The following is a 26090-nucleotide window of genomic DNA, read 5'->3' on the forward strand; positions in this document are numbered from 1 at the left end:
TTCTCTTCCGACAAATTGCATTATGATTAGACAGACAAATACGATTATCGGAGGTTTTCATGTTAGGTTTGGTCGTAAACCCGGTTTCAGGTCATGGAAAAGGGAGATATGTATGGGATACGGTACGCCAAGAGTTAAACCGTCAAAACATCCTATTTTGCTATAAAATAACGCAGTGTGCTGGTGAAACAACTCTGCTCACGCAGGAACTTCTTACTCAAGATGAAATCGATACACTTGTTGTCATTGGCGGTGACGGAACGGTTCATGAAGCTGTCAATGGCTTATATCAAAGTCAGAGGTTAACTACGACTCGATTCGGTTTTATACCAGCAGGAACAGGCAATGACTTTGCCAAAGGACATCACATTCCAACCGATCCTCGCAAAGCACTGAAACTTCTATTAGATGTACATGTGCCCACACCCATCGATTTACTAGAGTCAGATGGAAATATATCTGTGAACTGTATAGGTGCCGGCTTTGATGCTGTCGTAGCTCGAAATACGAATGAAGCGATTCATAAGAAAGCATTTAATCGACTTTCACTCGGTAAAATCTCTTACTTGCTTTCAGCAGCTAAGGCGTTCTTCACGTTCCGACCATTTACAGCAACCGTTCAGGTGGATGAGGAAAGCCATCATTTTTCAACCGTATGGATGATTGTCAGCTCGAATATACCTTACTTTGGAGGTGGAATGAAGATCAATCCACTTGCAATCTGTGATGATGGTCAAGCAGATGTTATCGTCATTCACTCGTTAAATCGAATGAAACTCGTGTCCATATTTATCTCGATCTACTCCGGTAAACATATGGAACATCCAGCCGTATCGATATTTAAAGGCAGTCATATCCAGATACATACGCAAGAACCGCACTTTGTTCAAAGCGACGGAGAGATAAGTACAGCGCAATCATTAAACATTCGTATCCTTCCACAAGCCCTTCAATTTTTAAAGCCGATTACTATATAAATTAACAAAAAAACCGCGGTAGAGCCGAACGAATCGGCTGCCGCGGTTTCTTATTTTCAAAAGCAAATATTACTTCGCACCGATCATGTGGATCGGATGACCTAGAGCAACTTCCGCTGCTTCCATCGTAATTTCACCTAGTGTTGGATGCGCATGGATTGTAAGTGCCACATCTTCAAGTGTAGCTCCCATCTCAATTGCAAGACACATTTCGGAAATCAAGTTAGATGCTTCAGGACCAATAAGCTGAGCACCGATGATCACGCCTGTGTCTTTGTTCGCGATAATTTTCACGAAACCATCAGACTCATTCATTGCAAGTGCACGGCCGTTGGCTGCGTAAGGGAATTTACCTACTGCAACGTTAATGCCAAGGTCTTTAGCTTCTTTTTCACTATAACCCACATATGCGATCTCTGGATCAGAGAACACTACTGCAGGAATTACTTTATAATCAACTACGCTTGGCAATCCTGCCAGTGCTTCAGCTGCAACTTTACCTTCATAGCTTGCTTTGTGAGCAAGTGCAGGACCAGGAACAACGTCACCAATCGCGTAGATGTTCGGATTGCTTGTACGGCATTGTTGATCGACTTCAATAACACCGCGCTCGCCTAGCTTAACACCAGCAAGCTCAAGACCTAGATCTCCGTCTGTATTCGGACGACGGCCTACTGTTACCAGGCAATATTCAGCAGTAACTTTCTTCTCTTCACCTTTAACAGTGAATGTTACAGTTACTTCTTTGTCGTTTTGTTCAGAGCTTTGCGCAAGAGCTTCTGCGAATACATCCACTTTCAAGCGATCCAAGTTTTTCTTAACAAGCTTGGACATTTCTGCCTCGGAAGCTGGAAGAATGGACTTAGAACCTTCAAGGATCGTCACTTTCGTTCCGAACTTCGCGAATGTTTGACCAAGTTCAATACCGATGTAGCCGCCGCCAATAACGATCATGCTCTTCGGAATCTCTTTAAGAGCAAGTGCTTCTGTGGAAGACATAATACGTCCGCCGTAAGGGAATGGCTTAAGTTCGATTGGACGAGAACCTGTTGCAATGATGCAATGTTTGAAGCGGTAACGCGGTGCTTCTTGATCATTGAACACACGAGCTTCGTTCTCATTGATGAACATCACTTCACCTTGGAACATTTGAACCTTATTTCCCTTAAGAAGACCTTCAACACCGCTAGTTAATTTCTTAACAACGGATTGCTTCCATTCTTGTACTTTAGAAAAATCTACAGTTACGTTCTCTGCAGATACACCCATTGTATGGGAATGAGTCATGTGCTCATAACGGTGAGCCGCGGAGATAAGTGCTTTGGATGGGATACAACCCACGTTCAAACACACACCGCCCCACTCGGATTTATCTACGATTAGAACGCTTTTACCTAATTGTGCTGCACGAATTGCAGCTACGTAACCACCAGGGCCAGCGCCAATTACCAACACATCAATATCTAAAGAAGCATCGCCTACTACCATTGTGTTACACCTCCATTAAGAACAGTTCAGGACTTGCCAGCAATTGTTTAATGTAATTCATGAAGTTTTGTGCTGTTGCGCCATCGATCAAACGGTGGTCAAAGCTTAGGGAAAGTGCCATTACTGGAGCAACAACAATTTCACCATTCTTAACTACTGGTTTCTCAGTGATACGACCAGTACCCAAGATTGCAACTTCTGGATAGTTAATGATTGGAGTGAAGAACATACCCCCTGCAGAACCGATGTTGGAAATGGAAATCGTGCTTCCCTTCATCTCAGCAGGTGCAAGTTTGCCATCACGACCACGTTTCGCTAGATCAGCAATCGAGGATGCAACATTCCAGATGTTCTTACGATCAGCTTCATGGATAACTGGAACGATAAGACCGTTGTCTGTATCTGTTGCAATACCGATATCGTAATGTTTTTTGTATACAATTTCTTGTCTTTCTTCGTCGATCGAAGCATTAAGCGCTGGGAATTCACGGCAAGCCGCAACAAGTGCCTTCACGATGAACGGAAGGTAAGTTACTTTAACGCCTTTCTTCTCAGCCATTGGCTTCATTTTCGCGCGGAAAGCAACAAGCTCAGTTACATCTACTTCGTCCATAATTGTAACGTGAGGTGCTGTGTAAGCAGATTTAACCATCGCATTGGAGATCGCTTTACGGATACCTTTGAATGGTACGCGCTCTTCAGCAAGGTTTGCAGCTGCTGGAGCAACTGGTGTGCTTGTTGCTGCCGCTGGTGCTGCAGTTTCAGTAGCCACTGCTGCTGGAGTTGCAACTGGTGCTACGCCACCCGCTGCGAATGCTGTTACGTCTTCACGTGTTACTTTGCCGTTCTTGCCAGTAGCAGGAACTTCAGCAATGTTAACACCTTGCTCACGAGCAAACTTACGTACACTAGGTGTAGCTAGAACGTTACCAGATGCTACTGGAGCTGCAACAGGCGCTGCAGGTGCAGGAGTTGCCGCTGGAGCTTCTACTGCTGCAGGTGCTGGTGCGCTATCATTGCCGCTTGTGTGGTGCATGCTTTCTGCAGGCAATTCACCTTCAACATCAATTACAGCTACTAGTTCACCGATCGTGCATACTTGGCCGTCTTTAACTAGTACTTCTTTTACCACACCGTTAACTGGACATGGTACTTCAACTACTGCTTTATCGTTCTGTACTTCCATCAAGATTGTTTCGTCGTCTACTTTATCGCCAGGTTTGATATTCACTTTCACGATTTCGCCTTCGTGAATTCCCTCGCCTAGTTCAGGAAATTTATATTGAAAAAGAGCCATGATGGTTTACCTCCCTAATTAAGTCTGTCCGCTTCAAATATTCTAGAAATCAAGAACACGGTTAATGCCATCAATGATACGTGCTGTAGATGGCAACCAAGCATCTTCGATTTGTGCATAAGGATACACCGTATCTGGACCTGCAATACGAAGTACTGGAGCTTCCAAGTGTAGAATTGCTTTTTCATTAATTTGAGCAATAACCTCTGCAGCCGCACCGGATGTTTGCTGTGCTTCTTGTACGATAATTGCACGATTTGTTTTCTTGATCGATTCTACAATCGTATCAATATCAAGCGGCATTAGGGTACGAAGATCGATAACTTCCACCTTAATTCCACGTGCTTTTTCGATTTCCTCAGCAGCTTTAACGGAAGTATGAACCATCAAACCGTAAGTAATAATCGTTACGTCTGCACCTTCACGAACAACATTAGCTTTACCAAGCTCAACTGTATATTCGCCTTCAGGTACTTCTGCACGGAATGCACGGTACAAGTTCAAGTGCTCCATGAAGAATACAGGATCGTTATCACGAATTGCAGCGATCATAAGACCTTTTGCATCGTAAGGGTTGGAAGGAACGACAACTTTGATACCAGGAGTTTGGATCAATAGACCTTCCAAGGAATCTGTGTGAAGCTCAGCCGCTTTAACACCGCCACCAAATGGTGTACGGAACACGATTGGGGAGTTGTAACGACCACCGGAGCGGTAACGCATACGCGCTGCTTGAACACAGATTTGATCAAGTGCTTCATAGATAAAACCAACGAATTGGATCTCAGCAACTGGACGGAAGCCTTGAATACCAAGACCTACTGCCAAACCACCGATTGCGGACTCAGCAAGTGGTGTATCGAATACACGAGTCTCACCGAATTCTGCTTGTAAACCTTCAGTTGCACGGAATACACCGCCAACGTGACCTACGTCTTCACCGAATAAAAGAACATTTTTATCTCTAGCAAGCTCAACGCGAAGTGCGTCTTTAATCGCTTGAATCATATTCATTTGTGCCATGATTGTTGTGCCCCCCTCTTAAGAAAAATAAGCCTTTTGCTCTTCTAAATGCTTCGGAGTTACTTCGAACATGGAGTCAATTAGACCATTTACTGTCATCTTCTCTGTTTCTTCCGCTTTTTTGATTTGTTCTGCAATTGTAGCTTTAGCATCTTCTTTTACTTGTGCTTCTTCTTCTTCAGTCCATAGACCTTTTTTCGTCAAGAATGCACGGAAGCGGTTAAGTGGATCTCTTTCAGACCATTCAGCTTCTTCGTCTTTCGTACGGTATTTCGTCGTATCATCTGCCAAGGAATGCGGCTTGAAGCGGTAAGTAAGTGCCTCGATAAGAGTTGCACCTTCACCGTTGCGTGCGCGCTCAGCAGCTTCAGTAACTGCTGTGTACACAGCAAGAACGTCCATACCGTCAACTTGAACACCTTTGATACCAGCAGCAAGTGCTTTATGCGCAACGGATTGAGCAGCAGTTTGCTTCGCGTAAGGTGTTGTAATGGCATAACCATTGTTTTGTACGAAGTAGATTGCAGGTAGCTTAAATGCACCAGCAAAGTTCAAACCTTCGTAGAAATCGCCTTCGGAGCTACCGCCGTCGCCAGTGTAACCGATTGCTACACGCTTCTCGTCACGTTGTTTGAATGCCATTGCAACACCTGTTGCATGAAGCATTTGTGCACCGATGATGATTTGAGGCATCAATACGTGTACATCAGCAGGGATTTGTCCACCATGTTGGTGACCACGGGAATATAGGAATGCTTGGTATAACGGAAGGCCGTGCCATACTAGCTGCGGCATATCGCGGTAACCTGGGCAAATAAAGTCATCTTTGTTAAGTGCAAATTCGGAACCGATCATGGAAGCTTCTTGACCAGATACTGGCGCATAGAAACCAAGACGACCTTGACGTCCCAAGTTGATTGCACGCTCATCCCACGTACGAGTAAAGACCATTCTACGCATTAATTCGCGCAATTGGTCGTCGCTTAATTTAGGCATTTTGTCATCATTAACTACTGAACCGTCCGGTGCAAGAATCGTTAATGGTGTCACATTCTCTGAGCTTACTTCATAGTTCAGTTTGTTTTGAACCTTACTCATATCATTCACCTCAAGTCATTAATTAGGAAACATGTTCTATCTAGAAGGGTTTAAGCTTTGTTTCCGAAAGCATAAGTTAATTACAACTGATCAAGCGCAATAGCTCAATGAAATTAATTACTATTGCAGTGATTTCTGTTATAGTAACATTATAATCCTGTTTTATAAAAAAGTACACAGTCTTTACCTAGTTATTTGCTAACTTTTATGTCGATGAATAGTACAGTTTACGAATATCTATAATACAGATTAACGTAAAATCCAAACTATTATACGACACTTTTGTAAAAAATGGAGGTTTCCTACACAATGGACAATGCTTTTTACACGAAACGTACCATCGTCAAACATATCATTCCCTCAAATTACCTTGGGCATGATCGCCCTATTCGGATATATTTACCTCCTGGTTACAACGTGTTATTATCATATCCCGTGATTTACTGCCAAGATGGCGAGCAATTCTTTAATTTCGGCCGAATCGCTACTTTCTTAACACAAGGTATTCTTGAAGATGGTATGGAACCTGCTATTGTCGTTGGTGTGGACGTCGATACCTCCATTCGTACTGCGGAATATGCACCTAATGGTCATCTTCATGCGAACTACTTAAACTTTTTCACCGAAGAATTAATTCCATGGGTGGAAGAGAACTACCCTGTTCGCACAACTTCAGATGAACGAATCTTAGCTGGAGACTCTCTAGGCGGAACCGTATCCATACACCTTGCCATCCATTATCGTGACCTTTTTTCCAAAGTAATATCCTTTTCTGGTGCATTTTTTCAAGATACGCGAGAACAATTACAGGAACAAGACGATTTGTCATGGCTGAGCCTCTACATGCTAATCGGATTAGATGAAATTGAGGTGGAAACAGAGCGCGGAACGTTTGATTTTGTCGCAGAGAACCGTGCAACGAAGGAAATTTTGGAACAAAAAAAAACCAAGCTCCTCTATATCGAGAAGCCTGGTCATCATCTGTGGGGTTTTTGGCAAAAAGAAATGATGCATGCGTTGCAACACTTCCTAGGTTAGAAGCGTGTATTAGACAGACGGAATATCATACCGCTTGCGTAACTGATCGATCATCGCCTGAACGTCTTGTTCAGAAGGTAATTGTTCCTGCGGAAGCGGTGTAACTTCCTCATTCGTAAATGCATGAATCGCATGAAGTATTCCCGTATTAAATTGCTCCACTGTAAAGGCGAGCTTCAGCGCTTCGGCAATCGATATCATTGAATTCTCTTCAACAAGCGGGAATGTCGGCTGAACTACTTCTTCTTCCTTCGACTGAACGACTCCACTTGTAGCCTCATCATAAAAAGCCCTTGCCTTGGACGCCTTGTCCTGTCCCTTCCCCTCTACAATGACAAAAGCTTGAACCGCAATCGCATGCGTCTGTCTCCGCTGAGCAATTCCGCAGAACTTCTGGTCCCCAATACTCAAATCAAAGTCTCCTGGGCAGAACGAGCCGATCACTTCCCCTTTGTTCACACCATCCGTCCAAAATTCTAATGCAGATTGAATAAACCGATACATTCGTTCAAAATCTTTGCGGAAATCAATATTCCCCTGCGCTTTAGGCGTAATTAGCGTGACATTCACAACACTTGCATCAAGCGGAACTGCCGCTCCTCCGGAATTACGCACTGCTACTTGATAACCTTGTCGTTCTAAATTCCCCTTAGCAACAGCCGCATTCGGAAGTCTGCTATCTTTAAGTCCCATCACGAACGCTTTGGGATGTCTCCATATATGAACAATTGGACTTGCACCTTCACCTACGCGGCGACATAACAATTCTTCTAATGCAAATGGATATAAAATATCGCTATGACTCAAATCTTGAGAACGATCCAATATGTGAACCTTCCCCAAGCTCGTTTCTATTTCACCCACTACTGCCCATCTCCTCACAACTAAACTTAAGTCCATCACGATGAAGTCGTGTCCTTATTGTAAGGGATGCCTATTTACTCTGCAACGGAGCATTTGCAAGTTCATTCATCAAAGCCTTAAACACGGGAAGCACTTGATTCGGGTAATTCGGCTTCACCTCTTCCGCTACGATCGCCATTGCATAACGAGGATTTTTCACTGGACCGTATCCGATAAACCATTGATTTTCCAAGGATTTACCATTTTTGAACACTTCAGCTGTCCCCGTTTTCCCGGCTAAATCCCATTTGCCACCTAATAATGCTTGAGCGGTTCCATGAGTGACAACCTCCCTCATACCCTCTAATAAAAATCGTGATGTTTGAGCAGATATCCCTTGACTACGAGGTACAATCGTCTGCTCAGGGAATCTCTCCATCATGAGTCCATTCTGATATCGGATCTCTTTCACTGCACGAGGTGCTTTGACTGTACCACGATTGAGCAAGGTTACAACTAGGTTCGCAGCTTGCAGCGGTGACATCCGCACATCACGTTGACCGATAGCGGACTGCACAAGCACACCCGTATCACGACTTGGAATACCACCGATAAAGAGTTGCCCCTCTTCCTCACCATCCAATTGTTTAAAATCATTCGTTTCACGCGTCGACTTCCCTTGCCAACCAACAGTCGATAGAACACCTAACTTTTGTGCAGCATGCATGATCTGCTCGGCTGTTAGCCGCTGCGCAATTTTGGCAAACACAATATTGCAAGAATCTGCAAAAGCTTCTTCTAATGTAAGGATGCCATGTCCACCCTCTTTCCAGCAGTGGAAGTCGAATTTCCCTAAATCACCATCACATTCAAACAATTCACGTAATGTAACCACACCTTCTTCTAAGGCAGCTGCTGCAATAACCGTCTTGTAGATCGATCCGGGAACGGTTTGTTTCAAGGCTAAGTTACTCCAACTTCCCTCTTCCAAATGCACATGATTGGGATCAAATTTAGGAAAGCTTGCCATGGCTACGATATCCGCTGTCTTTGTATCTAATATAACGGCTGCACCTTTCTCAATTCCCGCTTTTTGCATGAAGTTTTCAAGCTGCTGCTGTATGTTCTTATCCAATGTTGACATGACTTGTAGTGGATAGTGTTCATTGTCTATCTTCATCATTCGCTGACCGATACCTTCGATGTAACGTTCTTTCCCATCCACATAATAAGTCAGAGAAGTTTTACCAAGTCCAAGCAGCCATCGTTGAAATGACTTCTCAAGCCCCGCACCACCGATTTTACTATCTGTTGCAAGTAGTCCTCTCTTTAACTCTTGTGCAAAAGTCGACTCAATGCGTAGTGGATTCTGCCCTACGTAACCGATTAATTGTGATGCAAGAGGGGTTTGTTGATATCGCTTTTTATATGTCACGATCGCTGCATTCTCTAATTGCAGATCTTCAATCTGTCTCATTTGTTGTTCAGAAAGTGCCATCGGCTCCTCTTGCCCGGGGTTCTTCCAGAAGGCAGACTTGCTTAAGTTTGCGGCAAATGCCTGCCAAGATTCATTCGTTGTATGTAAAATGGCAAGCAACTGCTCTAATTTATTCTGCGGTACTAGCGGAATAAGTTCTTTCCGGTTATTCGGATCTGGATGAAAGAAAGCAAGTGCAGGTATAGTCTCACCAGTAAGAGTCTGGCCATTCCGATCATAAATGTCACCTCTGCCACTATCCAGTTCCAGACCATTCTGCCGATGCGTAACGGAACTCGCAACAAGATCAATATGTTCCGACGAGTAACGCCTTGGTGAGAGTATTTGAATCCAGAACAACCGCCCCAATAGGAGGGAGATAACCGTAACGATTACAAGCGCAACGACTACGATTCGTTTACGCATCAATATAATCAGATCTAATTGTGGAATACGCATACATATCGCCTCCCTCTCTAACTGGCTTGCTATTGTTGATACTCTCAGTATCGGCGTTCTTGTTTCTCATCAAACCTCACAAAAAAAGAAGACCCCTTTATCACTAAAGGGATCTTCTCTTCCATTTATTATCAACGCATGCGATTAAACCTTGAAGCGAGACAAACTATCTTGAAGGGAGTTCGATAATTCCCCAAGTTTATCAGAGAGTTTCACTAAACTTTCGGAAATCGATAACTGCTCCGAACATAAGGAGGCTACTTCTTCCGATGTTGCAAGCGACTCTTCAGCTACCGCACTTACACTAGTCATTGCACCTGATAGTACATTCTGCGATTGATCAAGCTCGACGATCGAGTCACTTACTTCGCTTAGTTGTGTAATAAAGTCACTCATATGCTGTTGTACTTGATCAAAGATTGTATTCGCTTCTTTTACAGATACAATTTGTTCATTAAAGATTGGGTAAGCATTGGATAGAACGGTTACCGTCTCATCAATTCCCAACTGAATGGTCTCTGTAATTTGACCAACCACTTCAATGGATTGCTTCGACTGATCCGCAAGTTTACGAATTTCATCAGCAACGACCATGAACCCTTTACCTGCTACTCCTGCTCTTGCTGCTTCAATTGTAGCATTCAGTGACAAGATATTCGTCTGCTTCGTCATATTGTTGAGCACGTCCAAGATTTTGCGAATCGAGCGCGTGCTCTCTTTTAAATTATTTACATTGAGAACCATTGAACGAACAAGATCTTCTGTAAGTGTTGTCTTCGAAATTAATTCGCTCATGTACTGTGTACCTTGTTCACTGGAGGATCGAACTTCCCCAGCAGCTGTACCCATTTCTAAATTGGATTGAATGACATCCTTCATCTTTTCTGTGATGTGGTGTGTCAGTTCTGTTCCTCTTTCCGATTCACCCGCAAGTCCAGCAGCACCACTTGAGATTTCATCTGTTGCTACCGCAATTTCTTTGGCTGCTGTTGCCGTTGTTTTCGATGCATAGGTTAATTCTTTAGCCGTCTCTAGCACTTCTTGTGCAGATTGGTTCGTCTGTTTTACCAACGTTGTAATTTCCTGCATCATCATGTCAAAGCTAGCTCCAAGCTGACCAATCTCATCATAAGCCTTAAAGTTCGAACGAACGGTTAAGTTGCCACTCGCCCCTTCTCGCATCAAGTTCATGAGTTTCGTAAGTGGTTTGCCGATCATCCGCATGATGAACAGTCCGATGAATATAGCAAGAATTGCCGCAATAATGGCTGCATAGATCGTTACATTAAAGATTTGAATCGCGTCTTTCACTAGCTCACGAATCGGAACACTACCTACCAAGTACCAATCTGTTAGTGCAGAACGAGCGTACACGACTTGGGTATCATCGTTTTTCGATGAACCTTTGTCTTGCTTCAATTCTTCTTCTGTAAGTTCAATATTGGCTTTCTTCCCGATTTGGTCACGTTTTTCACTATAAATTAACATATTATTCTTATCTGTGATTACAATGTCGTCATTTTCACCCAGATTAATCATATCGATATCTTTAGCAATCGTATTCAGAGAGATTTCAATCACAAGTACCCCGAGTGATCCACCCATCAAATTCACATCATTAATGACACGACCAATTGCTACTTCATCTTCATTTTTCGAAACTGAATCCTCACCGTTCGCAATCCATTCGGTCTTTCCTTGCTGATCCACAACTCTCTTGAACCAACCTCGAGAAGAATCCACCTCACCAGGCATTTCTCCGTATAACTTCAACTGCTTGCCAGACATATCGAATAATCGAATTGCCTTTACGTTCGTGTCTGTAAGTGAGAATTGACCTAACTTATCACTCATCAGTCTTGTTGTTTCTAAATACTCGTAAGTTCCCTCTTTTAAACTTTTCAAGGATTCAATTTGTGATTTTAAAGTGTTATCCGAAATAAGTTGGAGGGACATTTTTTCATATGTAGCAAAGAAATAATCTAACTTTTGTTGCGCAAGTACGATCGCTTCCGAAGAAACACTAGATACTTTCTTCTGGATAACACTCTTCGAAATTTGATAAGAGAATATCCCTACCGTCAGAACGAAGACTAGAATGGAAACAAAGAAGATAAAGAATAGTTTGAGACCTACTGAACGAAGGGGGTGCACTAACCGCGAGCCTTTATCAGAAGATCGATTCTCACTTGATATTTTTGGGGCTTTAGACTTAGTTTTGAACTTCTGAGCTAAGCCATTCATCTGATCACCTGCTTTCTTACCATAAGCTGTAACTTTCGAAAACCAATTTGACATCGTTTACATTCACCGCCATGAAGTTTACTTTTTTGTGCTATTAGAGTGTTATCGGCATGATAAATAAAAAAACTTAATATTTGATGAATAAAATACTAGATTCGACATATTCCACACTTTTCCTTTCTTTCATTTACAAAAAAACAAAAAAATAGCCCATTTGACCTACTATTGTCAAATGGGCTATCGCTATTTATTTTCCAACTTTTTTACGCATCATATCAAATTCACTAACAGGCGCATCCGTACGAATCTTCAACACTTGCATCGGATGTCTAGCGACATCAAGCTCGTTACCTTCCTCATCCCACATCGCATCGATTGTCTGTTTGAAGTATGTCCCATTCGGGCCGAAGAACTCCACATCTTGACCAATCTTAAAATGATTGCGCTGCTGAACAGTAGCAATTCCCGTTGCTTCATCATAACCAAGCACAAGACCTGTAAAGTCATAGCCAATTGCCTTGTCTTCTGGCTCATAGATATGATCTTCACGACCCGGTACATCAAAGAAGAAGCCTGTGTTGAGCGGACGATTCGCCGCTTTGTAAATTTCTTCTAACCATTGCTGCTTAAGCCCGAATTCCTCTGGATTATCAAAGTAAGCATCAATTGCTTGACGGTAAGCATTCACAACTGTTGCTACATAATGAATACTCTTCATACGTCCTTCAATTTTGAAAGAATCTACACCTGACTCGATCATCGCTGGAATATGCTCAATCATGTACAAGTCCTTAGAACCCATCGTAAAGGCATCATCTTCTGGAGCAAACAGCGGAAGTCCACTAGCAAGTGGTGAATTCGCAATAGCTTCATCAGTCGCATACAAATCATACTTCCAGCGGCAGGACTGCGAGCAACCACCACGGTTAGAGTCACGGTCTGTAAAGTGGTTGGAAAGTACACAACGGCCGGACCAAGAAGAGCACATCGCACCGTGTACGAACGTCTCAATCTCAATCTCTACATTGCGTTTGATCTCATCGATCTCCTCCATACTTGCTTCACGACCAAGCACGACACGATCAATGCCTTCTTCTTTCCAATACTTCACGGCCATCCAGTTTACTGTGGATTGCTGCGTACTCAAGTGAATTTCGATCTTCGGTGCAACACGTTTGCATGTCTCAATAATAAGCGGATCTGCCACGATAATCGCCGCAACACCAGCATCTTGGATGTCACGCAAGTACTCCTCAAGACCTTCAATATCTTCATTATGGGCAAAAATGTTCGTCGCAACAAACACTTTAGCGCCGTATTTCGCCGCAAACTCTACACCTTCACGCATCTCATCAATGGAGAAGTTATCTGCATTGGAACGCAAACCATATTTTTGTCCGCCAATATATACCGCATCAGCGCCGTAATGAACAGCGAATTTCAATTTCTCTAAGTTACCTGCTGGTGCAAGCAGCTCAGGCTTATCCAATCTAACCCGTTTTCCTCGTGCACGAGCGTCAACCATTGCATTCACATTCATGTTATTCACCTCTTTGTTTCTAAACTTAATATACTTGCTCTTTGAAGAAGAATCCGAAGGACAATTCACGATCTGGATCTTGTAATTCACGAATTGCATCTAACCATTCTTCATTAAATTGATAATTGTCTGGGTCAGCTGTATACGCATCAATTGCTGCACGATAGCTCTTAACTACTGTCACGTTATATGCCAAGGATTTCATCAAGCCTTCGATATAGAGCACATCAACTTTGCCTGCAAGTACTTCATCTAAGCTTTCCAGCATGCAAATATCGTCCGAGCTCATAATGTGTGTACCTGTTGTATCTTCAAAGATTGGGTATCGCTCGTCTTGACGCTCTTGCTCGATTAAATACAGGCCACGATTGATCGTGCGATCTTGCGTACCCGCATCATCCTTCTCCTGATGTTCCAAGTAGCTGCGTACAAGTTCACGTCTGGAGTGGTAAATGTTCGTAATTCCATGAATTTGAACTTGAACTGCAAGGTCACAGTTCTGCTTGAAGTCGATAACTTCCTCCAGGTTCAACTCACGTGCTAAGAACACACGAGAAGCTCCCCTCTCACCCCAATAGTTCGCTGTAATGTAATTGGTGGACGTCATCTCCGCATTCCAGTGCAAGTTTAACTTCACACCCGTTTCTTTCACTGCCATTAATACTGCAGGATCACCGAATAAGACTCCATCAACACCTGCATCCTCTAAACCACGAATGTAATCAGGCAGAAGAGCAACTTGGTCGTTCGTCATGATCTGGTTTACAGATACATACACTTTCGCACCGTGTTCATGTGCCCATGCCGCGCCTTCTTTTAATTCGCTCAAGGATACGTCTCCAGCAAGACGAAGTCCAAATGTATGTTCACCCATCGTCACAGCATCTGCCCCTGCTTCGATCAATCGGCGCATTTCTTCTAAAGAGCCCGCACTTACGAGCAATTCTGGCTTTTTCATAGGTACCTCACTTCCAATTGCATGCATGACTGCCTGCAACTCTTTATTTTTTACTTTCAGCATTGTTGCGTTGATGCTCTTCGAATGTTTCCGCGAACAGGTGTTCTTTGGAGCCATCCTTTTTCGTCACATAGAACAAATACTTCGACGCTTCAGGATAAAGCGCGGCACGAATCGAATCCAAGCTCGGTGCACCAATTGGGCCCGGTGGAAGACCTGCATTCAAGTAAGTGTTATATGGACTTTCAACCTTTAAATCCTTCAAGAATAAACGTTCTTTCGGCTTATCGAACAAATATTGAATCGTCGCATCAATTTGCAACGGCATTTTCTTGTTTATCCGATTGTAGATGACACCTGCAACAAGTCCCCGTTCTTTATCGACGGCAACTTCTCTCTCCACAAGCGAAGCAATAGTCATCATTTCATGAAAAGTAACCCCAAGTTTCTTTAATTGATCTTCCCAGCCTGCCGGTAGCTCCTTCAGCTTGTTATCCAGCTCTTGTGTCATCCGCACGATGAGATCCTTCTCCGTTGAGCCTTTCTTAAACTCATACGTTTCAGGGAATAAGTATCCCTCTAAGACGTGGCGAAGTTTATCATTATTCGGAATTTGCTGAGCGACTTCAGAAGTTAGCCCGAGACCTTTAGGATCCTCAACTTGTTTTAAAAATGCATCTGCATCAAATTCAGCCATGCCCTTAAGCTTATCAAAAATTTGCAAAATCGTGTAGCCCTCAGGAATTGTCAATCGAATCATATCTTCCTTCACGATTAAACCTTTATTGAGTTTATCAATGATTTCGTCGAATGTCATACCCGGATTCATGGCGTATTCGCCAGCTTTAAACTGCGAACCCTCATTATTCCACTTTAAGTAACCCATAAATACAGCATCATTACGAATAAGTCCATTTTGCTCAAGAAGAGAGGCAATCTTACGTGCGCCCATCCCTTGTTCGATCTTAACCCGCACTTCTTTATCCTGACTTGGCATTGGTTTTAGTTGTTGATTGACATAGATGAATGCACCTGCGCCAGTGAGTAGCAGCAGAATCACGATTACGAGCAACACACGGACCGCGGTTCGTTTCGGTTTCTTCTTCGGTTCGTTCCATTGTTCCATAATTGAGTTAGAATCCTCCATCTTGATCTTTATTATCATGCTCGTTAACTATTATACCGCAATAAAAAGAGCGGATGGACTCCGCTCCTCTACTTTCTTACTCTTCGATATCGATTGGATAAGCAATTTCATCGTACTGTTCTGATACTGCTTCCCATTCATCGTCGTCTTCAATCGTTTCAAGCTCATATTGCCCTTCAGCAGCTGAAGTTATGCGGTAGATGACAACCTCTTCTTCTTTCTCCAATTCATCGGATTGAAGAACCGCATATTTGGAACCTTCATAATCAAATTCCGCCATAATCTTAAACGCAGTGGATTCTTCTTGTTCATCGACTAGAATAATCTCATCACCATATACGCCTTGAAGTACATTCGTCTGAACAACGCTCATTAATTGTCTTCCTCCATCTCAGCGACAAGCGTGTTGAAAGTTTCCTCGACAATCGCCCACTCTTCTTCGTTCTCAATCGTGTAGAGTTTCAGATCATCGCCATTCTCGTCTTCTTCATAACGGAACGCATACACTTCGTCTGTCTCATCATCCCCATCAACAGGGACAACCATCATATATCTTTTGTCAGATCCGTCAACATCGAACTTCATGATGACTTCAAATTCTTCTTCGTTTCCTTCTTCGTCGGGAATGTAAATGATTTCGGGCTCTTCCATGTTGTTCACTTCATTGTTAGCCATGATTATCCCTCACCTCTTCATCTTTTGGAATCCATATATCCTTGGAGAATAAGTGCAGCTGCCATTTTATCGACAACCGCTTTACGCTTCTTACGAGACACATCAGCTTCAATCAATGTGCGAGTAGCTGAAACCGTAGTCAGACGCTCATCCCAAAGATGTACGGGTAATTGAAATTTTTCCTTTAATGCTTCCGCAAAAGCAATACAAAGCTCACCGCGCGGACCAATTGTTGCATTCATATTTTTCGGCAAGCCGACAACAATTTCGTGTACTTCATATTCCCGAATAATTTGCGCAAGACGCTCCCAATCGCTATCCTCTGATTTACGACGAATGACTTCAAGTCCTTGTGCCGTAAATCCGAGTAAATCGCTAAGCGCCACTCCAATTGTTCTGTCCCCGTAGTCTAATCCCATGAGTCTAATCACTCGAATCAATCCTTCATTTATGCTGACTAAGATACGAGCGAACCAATTCTTCTACCAGTTCATCTCGTTCTCTCTTACGAATGAGACTGCGCGCATTGTTATGACGCGGAATGTAAGCCGGGTCTCCAGATAGAAGGTACCCTACTATTTGATTAATTGGATTGTATCCCTTCTCCTGCAGCGCATTATAAACGGTAAGAAGCACCTCTTTGGGTGTAACATCGATTTCTTCAGCTTTCATACTGAATTTCATCGTCTTATCCATTGTACTCACCGCATACACCTCCATTCCCATCTACAAAACTCTTTCTCATTATCTCACAAAATGCTGACACAAGATAGCAAATATCATGTCACATTTGAAAATATTACTTTAAAATCGTCGAAACTAGCGATTCTACGGATTGAAGAGCCTCTTCTAGCTTCGCAGGATCTTTACCACCAGCTTGCGCCATGTCAGGACGTCCACCGCCAGAACCACCGCAAATTGTCGCTACTTCTTTAATAATCTTACCTGCGTGGAAACCTTGTGGAATCAAATCTTGTGTAACAGCTGTTACAAGGTTCACTTTGTTGCCAGAAACTGCACCTAGTACGATAACAGCAGAACCAAGCTTGCCTTTCATTTCATCTACAATGTTACGAAGTGAATCCATGTCAGGTGCATTCACAGCAGCTGTAAGTACTTGTACGCCGCCAATTACTTTCACTTGATCATTTAGTGAACCCGCTTCAATACGGCTTAATTTGCCACGTAGGGAGTCAATCTCACGCTGCATTTCTTTTGCATTCGCAAGAGTTGCTTCCACACGCTTTGGCACATCATTAATGTTGGATTTGAGTAACTCAGCTGCATCCTTAAGCAGGTTTAGCTGACCATCCATATATTCATAGGCGCAGCGGCCTGTCACAGCCTCAATACGGCGTACGCCAGAGCCGATACCGGACTCAGAAGCAATCTTGAACATACCAATTTGTCCTGTTGTCGCTACGTGGCAACCACCACAAAGCTCTAAGCTGTAATCACCGATCTGAACGACACGAACAACATCGCCATATTTTTCACCGAACAGAGCCATTGCACCCATTGCTTTTGCTTCATCAATTGCCTTGGAAGAAATATCAACAGGTGTATTAATCCAAATTTGCTTATTCACACGAAGTTCAATCTCTTGCAATTCTTCAGCTGTAATTGAACCAAAGTGTGAGAAGTCAAAGCGTAGACGCTCAGCTTCAACTAAGGAACCTGCTTGATTAACATGCGTACCCAACACTTCTTTTAATGCTTTGTGCAGCAAGTGAGTCGCTGTATGGTTCTTGATGATATCTTCACGATTGTCGCGTGCGATTTCAGCCACAATTTCAACACCATTACGAAGCACACCAGATTCAACGCGAACTGTATGCACGAATTGACCGTGTGGTGCTTTGCTTACATCTTCAACAACAAGTGTAACTTCTTCGTTCTTCATTGTACCTGTGTCGCTAACTTGACCACCACTTTCTGCATAGAAAGGTGTGCGATCCAAGATCACTTGGCAAGTCTCGCCAACGCCTACGAACTCAACGAATTGCTGCTCGTGAACGATTGCGATTACTTTAGCAGATACTCCCATTTCATTATATCCAACAAATTCGGTTTTATCCGTAAATTGGCTAAGCGGTCCGCCTTGTACCTTCATAGAATCGGAATCTTGACGTGCTGCACGTGCACGATCACGCTGCTCTTGCATGGCAACATCAAAACCAGCTTGATCCACTCTCATTCCTTTTTCCGCTGCAAAATCTTCCGTCAAATCAAACGGGAAACCGTATGTGTCATACAATTTAAACGCATCTGCTCCTGAAATTTCGGAAGAACCGTTCTCACGTGCTTTTTCCACCATCTCAGCTAAGATATTGAGGCCATCAGACAATGTTTCGTGGAAACGCTCTTCTTCAAGGCGAATAATTTTCTCGATGAATTCCTGTTTCTCTACGATTTCCGTGTAGTGGGAACCCATTACTTCACAAACAATTGGTGTCAATGTGTGTAGGAATGGCTTGTCCATACCAAGCACTTTACCGTAACGAACCGCACGGCGAAGCAAGCGACGAATAATGTAGCCACGACCTTCGTTCGAAGGCAATACGCCATCACCCACAGCAAATACAACCGTACGAATGTGATCAGCGATTACTTTTAATGCAACGTCATGCTCATCATTCACGTGGTATTCCACTTTAGCTAGTTCACACGTTTTCTCGATGTAAGGCATGAATAAATCTGTATCAAAGTTCGAGTCTACGTCTTGCAAGATGGAAGCGAAACGTTCCAAACCTGCGCCCGTATCAATGTTCTTCTTCGGAAGCGGTGTGTAAGAACCGTCTTTGTTATGATTGAATTGGGAGAATACGTTGTTCCACACTTCAAGGAAACGTTCGTTCTCCCCACCTGGCCAGCATTCTGGATCACTTAGATCGCCATATTTCTCACCACGGTCATAGAAAATTTCTGTACAAGGACCACATGGACCTTCTCCGATATCCCAGAAATTATCCTTACCAAGCTTGTAGATACGCTCATCTGGCAAGCCAATCTTCTTATTCCATAGGTCGAATGCTTCTTGATCTTCTTCGTATACTGTTACGGAGATACGCTCTGGATCAAATCCGATCCATTTCGGATCCGTCAAGAATTCCCAAGCCCAAGTAATCGCTTCTTCTTTAAAATAGTCACCGATAGAGAAGTTACCAAGCATTTCGAAAAATGTATGGTGACGACGTGTTTTACCTACATTCTCAATGTCGTTCGTACGAATACATTTTTGCGCGTTTGCGATACGCGGGTTCTCAGGAATCTCTCTTCCGTCAAAATACGCTTTTAATGGTGCCATACCTGCGTTGATCCATAGCAAAGATGGGTCATTATGCGGCACAAGCGGTGCGCTTTGCTCGACTTTATGTCCTCTTTCTTCAAAAAACTGCAACCATTTTGAACGAATTTCACTTGATTTCATTTGGATTGGCCCCCTTGAAATAATTTCTAGATTTAGTTGTTCGTGTTCCAAAAGTCAGGACATTGCAGATAAAAGTAACACTTCCGGTCTCCGTGAAATCGTGAAATTTTATTAGGGTATATGGTGTATTCACTCTTTCAAAGTCGAACGCTCCGCTCCTTACAGTGTTTCTTTTCTCTTCCGTTAGACTTTTTAAACACGGTGTATAAATAAATCGGCAGCATCCCAGGGTCTTTAGAAAATAAAAAAACGCCCCTAAATACAGGGACGAATTAATTTTCGCGGTACCACCCTGGTTATTGCAATCGTTTACTTTGAATCGATTTTGCAATCTCCTTGTGCGGATCGATAACGGGTCCAACCGGCAGAGTTCATCTGCACTCCGAAATTAGCAGTGAATTATCCTTCACGTAAGGTTCTTGCACCCTGTTTCGCATCATTCTAAGTCATCCTCAGAACGAAAAGCGAACACCGTAACCTTCTCTCTGGAACGTGGTCTATAATCGACTATGATTTCATCAACATTTTTATAGCCAAATTATATCGACACACGAAATACATGTCAACTAGTGGCAATCTACACTCGCTTCGATTTGCGATGAACGTAATATTTAAATACATGTTGAACGATAACTTTGAGTACTGCAAAGAATGGCACGGCTAGAATCATCCCGAGCATTCCCCATACTTCCCCACCGACTAGAAGCACCATAATGATGGTTAGCGGATGCATGTGCAGCGTACGACCGACTACTTGCGGTGAGATAATGTTACCTTCCATGATCTGAATAATCGTATTCACAATTGCCACCAAGATCACTAATTTAAACGATATCGTAGAGGCCATAAGCATCGCAGGTGCTGCACCAAGAAATGGGCCTAAATATGGCACAATATTAAAGACAGCCACAATTGACGCTAGAAGCAGCGGATACGGCATGCCGATAATCCAATATCCAATATAGGCAAACACCCCGACTATTAAGCAGACGAGCAATTGCCCGCGAATGTAGCTCCCAAGTGCGGTGTCAATATCAATAAGGAGTGAAACAACTTCTTTACGGTGTGAGCGCGGTACAATCGCAAGCGCAGTACGCTCAATAAGCTGGAAGTCTTTTAATATGTAGAAAGCCAGGAATGGCACGATAAATGCGACAAAAAGCGTATTTAACGTACTACCAATGCTGTTAATATAGCCTGATATCGACTGAGAGACGACTTCATTCATCTTCAGAAGCGAACTGTTAAAGCCCATCCTAATCGAATCTGGGAGGAACTTATTCTGATTAAAGCCATCTACAAATATGCGCACCCTGGTTGTGAGCTCTGGCAAATGCTCGTTAAGCTCATCAAGCTGCTTAATGAAGACCGGAATCAAATTCATGAAGATCACTGTCAATAACGCGAAGAACAAGGCATATATTAGAAGAATAGCGATTGTCCGAGGTACACGCCGCTCACTTAGCACATTCACAACTGGATTCAGCACATAGGATACGATAAGCGCAACAAAGAACGGTGCAAGTACCGCTTCAAGGAACTTAAATATTCCGATAAGCAGCGGCTTGATCTGCAGCATCATAAACAAGGTAAGCAGCCCGAGCAGCGCAAACACGAGACCTACAAACCAAGGGCTTTTCCAAAAGCGCTCCATGCGTACTACCTCCTGTACATAGACTTTCTTGTGAAATGGTGGACTAATAGCGGAACGAAGGAGAAAAGATGCTCTGGAGGAACGAAGTGTTCGCCTTTGAAATCGTGAAAATAACATTAAATAAATTCAAAATTCACGATTGAGACAGCGACCGGAAGAGTTTCTTTTATCCGCAGTGGCCAGACTATTTCATCCACACTTTAAAGAAAGTATATGTACAACCCTTCAAAAATAAACCAGAACGAGAAAAAGCGCCGAATCAAAGCAGTACAAACCTCATAAAGGCTGTACTGCATCAATTCGGCGCATGCAATGAAAGACTGCATCTAGCAGTCTGTTATGGCTAGTTGGCGTGAACTTGCGGCATATCTTGCATTTCTTCTTCAAAAAACAAGTCATCAAGTGAACTTAGAGTACCGTCTTCTTCCACCTGATAGACAGACATTTTCTCGCCGTGAACACTTAGTTCGATGAAACAGCCCCAGCAATAAAACTGATGGGAGCCGATTTTACCTATATCTTTTGAATTACAATTTGGACAACGCATCATAATCTCACCCTATTCCTCTTTGTCTACAATGAAGTCTTTCAAGTGATCTTGGCAGTGAACCGGGACGATGAGCGCATCTTCACCTTGGATCACTGGTTCCTCTAAAGGAAGCCACTTGCGACCTTCTATCACATCGGAAATGAATCCTTCAGACAATTCAAAACCTATTATCTTATTTCCCAATTGTTCCTCTAAATAAACATCTTCAACAAATCCGAGCTGGATACCGTTGGCTGTAACGACTGGAAGACCTTTCACTTTACGCTTTCCTTCTAGGAATGTGATCGTGTCTACATCCCACTCGGTAAGCAAGTTACTTTCTTCAACGGTTATTGCATCCTCTCCACATGAGGAAATGTTATCCCATCTCATATACTGCGGAGTCGTAAACCAATTTTTTTGACGAAGACATATGCCATGAACTTGCCACTCTTGATTAATGAGTAAATCGTTCACATTGCCAACCTTTTTCCCAGTTTGTAAGCTAAGAATAGGAAGACCCACAATATCACGTGCTTTGCGCAAGTTCTTCTACCTCCATCCGATTACTTCGGATATCGGCGCCCTCTTGTTGTCAAGCCATTGTTTATCGTATCCTTCTACATACGTGTACGTTTCAAGATGGTTGCAATTTTTTGGGCAGCCGTATCAATTTCCTCCATAGAATTCCCAATTCCTACACTAAATCGCACAGCAGAAAGTGTAACATTTTCTGGTAAATGCATCGCTTTAAGTACATGAGAAATTTCTAGTGATCCGGAAGTACATGCCGACCCGCTTGCTGCTGCAATACCTTCTAGGTCTAAGTTCATCAGTAAAGTCTCGGTATCAAGACCCACTAAACTGATGTTCAATATATGAGGTAACGTATGATCTGGATGCCCATTGATAACCCAGTGTTCACCAATTGGTCCTAGCTCATTCTTAAGTTTATTAATCATCCCTTGACGCAATTGCTTGAGATCAGCAACTCGAGCATCAAGTTCTTCGACTGCATCTTGAACCGCTTTGGCGAATCCAACAATACCTGCAACATTCTCTGTACCGCCGCGACGTTTACGTTCTTGCTTGCCCCCATGCTGATAAGCATGAATCGGAACATGTTTCGAGACGTATAGCGCCCCAACGCCTTTAGGTCCATAGATTTTGTGAGCAGAGAAACTCATCAAATCCACTGGCAGCATCGATAGATGAAGTGGAATTTTACCTAGCGCCTGAACGCCATCCACATGGAACAATACTTGGTGCTTGCGAGCAATTTCTCCAATCTGCTCAATAGGTTGAATCGTACCGACTTCATTATTACCATACATAACGGAGATAAGGGCCGTATCCGGACGAATTGCATTTGCAACATCTTCGACCGCCACACGCCCAGTTGAATCAACGCCTAAGTATGTAACTTCGTAACCTAACTTCTCTAATTCCTGACAAGGATGGAGTACAGAGTGGTGTTCAATCTGGGACGTGATTATGTGCTTCTTTTCACGACCTAAGGCCTGCATAACACCGAACAACGCCAAGTTGTTACTTTCTGTGCCACCGCTTGTAAATATAATCTCAGATGACTGACAGCCTAAGTGCTTCGCAATGGCGTCCCGTGATCGGTTAAGCGCATTGCGAGCCTCTCGTCCATAGGCATGAAGGGATGATGCATTACCGAATATTCCCGTTAAATAAGGAAGCATGGCATCCAGTACGTCAGGGTGTAGCGGTGACGTAGCTGCATAATCGAAATAGATTGATTTCATTGTCATCACCTGCTAAATATAGAACATGTAATTGTCTTGTTTGCCTTCATCTTTAAAATAGATGAGATTCGCTAAGGTCGTGGAATCAAGTACATCTGCAATCGAATCGCGAATACGGATCCATAAATCACGCTTGGCTGGGTCATCTTCTTCTTCAAAATCGACTGGTGAAATCGGACCTTCCAGCACGCGAATCACTTCTCCCGCAGTTACGTCTTCGGGATTTTTCGATAGTATATATCCACCATAGGCTCCACGAATGCTTTTTACTAGACCGGCATTACGTAATGGAGCGACCAGTTGTTCTAAATAATGTTCCGATAATTGATGTTTCTCCGCAATACTTTTAAGAGAAGTTGGACCTTCACCCATGCGATTGCCAAGTTCCATCATAATCGTGAGGCCATAACGGCCTTTTGTTGAAATTTTCAAACAGAGCACCTCATTTGACTATCTATCATCTACTCTTAAGGTTTACCTATTTGTCTACCATGTAAACCGATTTTTAAAGAGAGTTTATCAGAATACATGTTAACATAATTATACCGATTGTAGCAGAAAAATAGTTACATTACGATGACATATTTTATAATTCCGCCTAAAACCGTTATAATAGATGTGATAGACATAGGAAAGTGAGGTTCTAACTATGAGTGATAAAGCGCGTGTCGTGCTTGGCATGTCCGGAGGGGTCGATTCTTCTGTGGCTGCGCTTGAGCTAAAAGAGCAAGGCTATGACGTCATTGGCGTTTTTATGAAAAATTGGGACGATACAGATGAGTTCGGACACTGCACGGCAGAAGATGATGCAGAAGATGTACGCCGTGTGTGCGATCAGATCGGTATCCCTTTTTATACGGTAAATTTCGAGAAACAATACATGGACAAGGTGTTCGCTTATTTCTTAGATGAATACCGTGCAGGACGCACCCCTAATCCGGATGTGCTCTGCAACCGTGAGATTAAGTTCGGTGAATTCCTCAATAAAGCACTTGACCTTGGTGCGGAGTTCATTGCAACAGGTCACTATGCACAAGTCGAAGAACGCGATGGCGAATTCGTCTTGCTGCGAGGCAATGACTCGAACAAGGATCAAACTTATTTCTTACATGCACTCAATCAATATCAATTATCCAAAGCCATGTTCCCAATCGGTCATATGCCGAAGCCACGCGTACGTGAACTTGCGGCAACAGCTGATCTCGCGACAGCGAAGAAGAAAGATTCAACTGGCGTATGTTTCATTGGTGAGCGTAATTTCAAAGAATTCCTAAGTTCCTACTTACCTGCACAACAAGGCGACATCTGCACGTATGACGGCGAAGTGAAAGGTCGTCATGACGGCCTCATGTATTACACGCTTGGTCAGCGCCAAGGTCTTGGTATTGGTGGCGCAGGTACAGGTGAACCATGGTTTGTAGCCGGTAAAGACTTGAAGAAGAACATTCTTTACGTCGTGCAAGGCGATCAAGATCCACACCTCTACTCCAACAGCCTAACTGCTGAACAAGTAAACTGGATTTCACCGAACAAACCACAAGGTGAATACAAGTGCACAGCGAAGTTCCGTTATCGCCAAGCCGATCAAGGTGTAACGATGAGATTCACTAGCGATAACACATGTGAAGTCGTATTCGACAATCCGCAAAAAGCGATTACTCCAGGACAATCCGTTGTCTTCTACGATGGAGACATTTGCCTTGGCGGCGGGATTATCGACGTTGTGAACCAATAAGCCATTCATCTGGATGTAAATAATAAAAGCCAAAGTAACCTTATATGATAAGAGGTACTTTGGCTTTTTTGTGATGTTATTTTAACGACTGAAGCGGTTGGGATACTTTAGCTACTCTCGTTCCAAGTCTTGCTGCCATTGTGAGTTCACGTGGATCTGGGGTTTTCGTGCCATCAGGTCCAGCAACTGTGGATGCACTATAGGGCGATCCACCAATTCCATCCGCGGTTAATTGCTCAGGATTTTCCGCATAAGGCAGTCCCACGAAAATCATTCCGAAATGCATCAGAGGTACGAATGAAGTTAGAATTGTCGCCTCTTGCCCGCCATGAATCGAACCCGAACTTGTAAAGACAGCTGTCGCCTTCCCTTCAAGATCCCCTTTCATCCATAGCCAACTCGCTGAATCTAGGAATTGCTTCACCTGTGCTGGCATTGAGCCATAACGAGAAGGGATTCCCCATATAATTCCGTCTGCCCATGATAAATCCGCATGTGTAGCTTCTGGAATATGACTTTGCGCTTCATGTGCTTGCACGTAGAAGGGCTGACTCATCATCTTTTCTTTTAGAAAATCAAACTCAGGAATACGTACCAATCGCACTTCTACACCTTCAACTCTACTTGCTCCTTCAGCTACTGCCTTTGCCATTTCATAAATATGTCCGTATGCACTGTAATATGGGATTAAGATGTTCGTCATTGT

24 protein-coding genes are annotated in these 26090 nt (G+C 43.2%); 3 read left to right on the forward strand and 21 right to left on the reverse strand.

Annotation, left to right across the window (positions count from 1 at the left end):
• The first annotated feature begins 59 nt into the window (after positions 1 to 59).
• Positions 60 to 977 (forward strand): diacylglycerol/lipid kinase family protein, encoded by a 918-nt coding sequence (locus NV379_RS15565; RefSeq protein ID WP_258208243.1) that lies wholly within the window; start codon positions 60 to 62, stop codon positions 975 to 977.
• Positions 978 to 1046: 69 nt separating this feature from the next.
• Here NV379_RS15565 and lpdA read toward each other — a convergent pair whose 3' ends face one another.
• Genes lpdA through pdhA form a run of 4 tightly spaced genes read right to left on the reverse strand, consistent with a single transcriptional unit; the run spans position 1047 to position 5883 of the window.
• Positions 1047 to 2465: a dihydrolipoyl dehydrogenase gene (lpdA, locus tag NV379_RS15570; RefSeq protein WP_258208244.1), complete on the reverse strand. Its 1419-nt coding sequence runs from the start codon at positions 2463 to 2465 to the stop codon at positions 1047 to 1049.
• 4 nt (positions 2466 to 2469) lie between these two features.
• Positions 2470 to 3762: a dihydrolipoamide acetyltransferase family protein gene (locus tag NV379_RS15575; RefSeq protein ID WP_258208245.1), complete on the reverse strand. Its 1293-nt coding sequence runs from the start codon at positions 3760 to 3762 to the stop codon at positions 2470 to 2472.
• A 42-nt stretch (positions 3763 to 3804) separates the two neighbouring features.
• Entirely contained in the window at positions 3805 to 4785 is a 981-nt protein-coding gene (locus NV379_RS15580; RefSeq protein ID WP_258208246.1) for an alpha-ketoacid dehydrogenase subunit beta, read from the reverse strand.
• A gap of 18 nt (positions 4786 to 4803) precedes the next feature.
• A complete protein-coding gene (gene pdhA / locus NV379_RS15585; protein WP_258208247.1) occupies positions 4804 to 5883 on the reverse strand; it encodes a pyruvate dehydrogenase (acetyl-transferring) E1 component subunit alpha in 1080 nt (359 codons plus the stop codon).
• A 309-nt stretch (positions 5884 to 6192) separates the two neighbouring features.
• Between pdhA and NV379_RS15590 the strand changes: the two genes are divergently transcribed.
• Positions 6193 to 6921 (forward strand): alpha/beta hydrolase, encoded by a 729-nt coding sequence (locus tag NV379_RS15590; protein WP_258208248.1) that lies wholly within the window; start codon positions 6193 to 6195, stop codon positions 6919 to 6921.
• 9 nt (positions 6922 to 6930) lie between these two features.
• Here NV379_RS15590 and NV379_RS15595 read toward each other — a convergent pair whose 3' ends face one another.
• The 16 genes from NV379_RS15595 to cymR form a co-directional block, all read right to left on the reverse strand.
• Positions 6931 to 7785 carry a lipoate--protein ligase family protein gene (locus NV379_RS15595; protein WP_258208249.1) on the reverse strand — a complete coding sequence of 285 codons (855 nt, stop codon included), beginning with the start codon at positions 7783 to 7785 and terminating at the stop codon, positions 6931 to 6933.
• A 70-nt stretch (positions 7786 to 7855) separates the two neighbouring features.
• The gene (locus NV379_RS15600) at positions 7856 to 9700 is read right to left on the reverse strand and encodes a peptidoglycan D,D-transpeptidase FtsI family protein (protein WP_258208250.1); all 1845 of its coding nucleotides are present in this window, start codon (positions 9698 to 9700) and stop codon (positions 7856 to 7858) included.
• Between the two features lie 144 nt (positions 9701 to 9844).
• Positions 9845 to 11998 (reverse strand): methyl-accepting chemotaxis protein, encoded by a 2154-nt coding sequence (locus NV379_RS15605; protein WP_258208251.1) that lies wholly within the window; start codon positions 11996 to 11998, stop codon positions 9845 to 9847.
• A 193-nt stretch (positions 11999 to 12191) separates the two neighbouring features.
• Entirely contained in the window at positions 12192 to 13484 is a 1293-nt protein-coding gene (locus NV379_RS15610) for a peptidase U32 family protein (RefSeq protein ID WP_258208252.1), read from the reverse strand.
• 25 nt (positions 13485 to 13509) lie between these two features.
• Positions 13510 to 14505, reverse strand: a complete 996-nt coding sequence (locus NV379_RS15615; RefSeq protein ID WP_308860296.1) for a peptidase U32 family protein — start codon at positions 14503 to 14505, stop codon at positions 13510 to 13512.
• Positions 14486 to 15568 (reverse strand): endolytic transglycosylase MltG, encoded by a 1083-nt coding sequence (gene mltG / locus NV379_RS15620; protein ID WP_258208253.1) that lies wholly within the window; start codon positions 15566 to 15568, stop codon positions 14486 to 14488. Before mltG ends, NV379_RS15615 begins: the two co-directional genes overlap by 20 nt.
• Positions 15569 to 15665: 97 nt before the next feature.
• On the reverse strand, positions 15666 to 15962 hold the full coding sequence (locus NV379_RS15625; protein WP_258208254.1) for a DUF1292 domain-containing protein: 297 nt from the start codon (positions 15960 to 15962) through the stop codon (positions 15666 to 15668).
• A complete protein-coding gene (locus NV379_RS15630) occupies positions 15962 to 16264 on the reverse strand; it encodes a DUF1292 domain-containing protein (RefSeq protein WP_258208255.1) in 303 nt (100 codons plus the stop codon). The genes NV379_RS15625 and NV379_RS15630 overlap by 1 nt, the downstream gene beginning before the upstream one ends.
• Before the next feature lie 17 nt (positions 16265 to 16281).
• Positions 16282 to 16692: a Holliday junction resolvase RuvX gene (gene ruvX, locus NV379_RS15635; RefSeq protein ID WP_258208391.1), complete on the reverse strand. Its 411-nt coding sequence runs from the start codon at positions 16690 to 16692 to the stop codon at positions 16282 to 16284.
• Positions 16693 to 16708: 16 nt separating this feature from the next.
• Positions 16709 to 16969: an IreB family regulatory phosphoprotein gene (locus NV379_RS15640; RefSeq protein WP_308860297.1), complete on the reverse strand. Its 261-nt coding sequence runs from the start codon at positions 16967 to 16969 to the stop codon at positions 16709 to 16711.
• 94 nt (positions 16970 to 17063) lie between these two features.
• The gene (alaS, locus tag NV379_RS15645) at positions 17064 to 19694 is read right to left on the reverse strand and encodes an alanine--tRNA ligase (RefSeq protein ID WP_258208256.1); all 2631 of its coding nucleotides are present in this window, start codon (positions 19692 to 19694) and stop codon (positions 17064 to 17066) included.
• 577 nt (positions 19695 to 20271) lie between these two features.
• Positions 20272 to 21348, reverse strand: a complete 1077-nt coding sequence (locus NV379_RS15650; protein ID WP_258208257.1) for an AI-2E family transporter — start codon at positions 21346 to 21348, stop codon at positions 20272 to 20274.
• Positions 21349 to 21691: 343 nt separating this feature from the next.
• Positions 21692 to 21898 (reverse strand): YrzR-like zinc ribbon domain, encoded by a 207-nt coding sequence (locus tag NV379_RS15655; RefSeq protein WP_258208258.1) that lies wholly within the window; start codon positions 21896 to 21898, stop codon positions 21692 to 21694.
• A 9-nt stretch (positions 21899 to 21907) separates the two neighbouring features.
• Positions 21908 to 22423 carry a PRC-barrel domain-containing protein gene (locus NV379_RS15660; RefSeq protein ID WP_258208259.1) on the reverse strand — a complete coding sequence of 172 codons (516 nt, stop codon included), beginning with the start codon at positions 22421 to 22423 and terminating at the stop codon, positions 21908 to 21910.
• A 74-nt stretch (positions 22424 to 22497) separates the two neighbouring features.
• Positions 22498 to 23649: a cysteine desulfurase family protein gene (locus NV379_RS15665; protein ID WP_258208260.1), complete on the reverse strand. Its 1152-nt coding sequence runs from the start codon at positions 23647 to 23649 to the stop codon at positions 22498 to 22500.
• Between the two features lie 12 nt (positions 23650 to 23661).
• Entirely contained in the window at positions 23662 to 24081 is a 420-nt protein-coding gene (cymR, locus tag NV379_RS15670) for a cysteine metabolism transcriptional regulator CymR (RefSeq protein WP_258208261.1), read from the reverse strand.
• 217 nt (positions 24082 to 24298) lie between these two features.
• Between cymR and mnmA the strand changes: the two genes are divergently transcribed.
• Complete coding sequence (gene mnmA / locus NV379_RS15675; protein WP_258208262.1) at positions 24299 to 25384, forward strand: tRNA 2-thiouridine(34) synthase MnmA; 1086 nt, start codon at positions 24299 to 24301, stop codon at positions 25382 to 25384.
• A gap of 76 nt (positions 25385 to 25460) precedes the next feature.
• On the opposite strand, the gene wrbA is transcribed toward mnmA, so the two are convergent.
• Positions 25461 to 26087 carry an NAD(P)H:quinone oxidoreductase gene (wrbA, locus tag NV379_RS15680; protein WP_258208263.1) on the reverse strand — a complete coding sequence of 209 codons (627 nt, stop codon included), beginning with the start codon at positions 26085 to 26087 and terminating at the stop codon, positions 25461 to 25463.
• Positions 26088 to 26090 lie beyond the last annotated feature (3 nt).

This window comes from Paenibacillus radicibacter (assembly GCF_024721995.1).
GTDB lineage: Bacteria > Bacillota > Bacilli > Paenibacillales > NBRC-103111 > Paenibacillus_AM > Paenibacillus_AM radicibacter.

Excerpts from the sequence above, each read along its gene's own strand:
- NV379_RS15565 (WP_258208243.1), top strand. The coding sequence starts at position 60 with ATGTTAGGTTTGGTCGTAAACCCGGTTTCAGGTCATGGAAAAGGGAGA.
- lpdA (WP_258208244.1), bottom strand. The coding sequence starts at position 2,465 with ATGGTAGTAGGCGATGCTTCTTTAGATATTGATGTGTTGGTAATTGGC.
- NV379_RS15575 (WP_258208245.1), bottom strand. The coding sequence starts at position 3,762 with ATGGCTCTTTTTCAATATAAATTTCCTGAACTAGGCGAGGGAATTCAC.
- NV379_RS15580 (WP_258208246.1), bottom strand. The coding sequence starts at position 4,785 with ATGGCACAAATGAATATGATTCAAGCGATTAAAGACGCACTTCGCGTT.
- pdhA (WP_258208247.1), bottom strand. The coding sequence starts at position 5,883 with ATGAGTAAGGTTCAAAACAAACTGAACTATGAAGTAAGCTCAGAGAAT.
- NV379_RS15590 (WP_258208248.1), top strand. The coding sequence starts at position 6,193 with ATGGACAATGCTTTTTACACGAAACGTACCATCGTCAAACATATCATT.
- NV379_RS15600 (WP_258208250.1), bottom strand. The coding sequence starts at position 9,700 with ATGCGTATTCCACAATTAGATCTGATTATATTGATGCGTAAACGAATC.
- NV379_RS15605 (WP_258208251.1), bottom strand. The coding sequence starts at position 11,998 with ATGTCAAATTGGTTTTCGAAAGTTACAGCTTATGGTAAGAAAGCAGGT.
- NV379_RS15610 (WP_258208252.1), bottom strand. The coding sequence starts at position 13,484 with ATGAATGTGAATGCAATGGTTGACGCTCGTGCACGAGGAAAACGGGTT.
- NV379_RS15615 (WP_308860296.1), bottom strand. The coding sequence starts at position 14,505 with ATGCTGAAAGTAAAAAATAAAGAGTTGCAGGCAGTCATGCATGCAATT.
- mltG (WP_258208253.1), bottom strand. The coding sequence starts at position 15,568 with ATGGAACAATGGAACGAACCGAAGAAGAAACCGAAACGAACCGCGGTC.
- NV379_RS15625 (WP_258208254.1), bottom strand. The coding sequence starts at position 15,962 with ATGAGCGTTGTTCAGACGAATGTACTTCAAGGCGTATATGGTGATGAG.
- NV379_RS15630 (WP_258208255.1), bottom strand. The coding sequence starts at position 16,264 with ATGGCTAACAATGAAGTGAACAACATGGAAGAGCCCGAAATCATTTAC.
- alaS (WP_258208256.1), bottom strand. The coding sequence starts at position 19,694 with ATGAAATCAAGTGAAATTCGTTCAAAATGGTTGCAGTTTTTTGAAGAA.
- NV379_RS15650 (WP_258208257.1), bottom strand. The coding sequence starts at position 21,348 with ATGGAGCGCTTTTGGAAAAGCCCTTGGTTTGTAGGTCTCGTGTTTGCG.
- NV379_RS15655 (WP_258208258.1), bottom strand. The coding sequence starts at position 21,898 with ATGATGCGTTGTCCAAATTGTAATTCAAAAGATATAGGTAAAATCGGC.
- NV379_RS15665 (WP_258208260.1), bottom strand. The coding sequence starts at position 23,649 with ATGAAATCAATCTATTTCGATTATGCAGCTACGTCACCGCTACACCCT.
- mnmA (WP_258208262.1), top strand. The coding sequence starts at position 24,299 with ATGAGTGATAAAGCGCGTGTCGTGCTTGGCATGTCCGGAGGGGTCGAT.
- wrbA (WP_258208263.1), bottom strand. The coding sequence starts at position 26,087 with ATGACGAACATCTTAATCCCATATTACAGTGCATACGGACATATTTAT.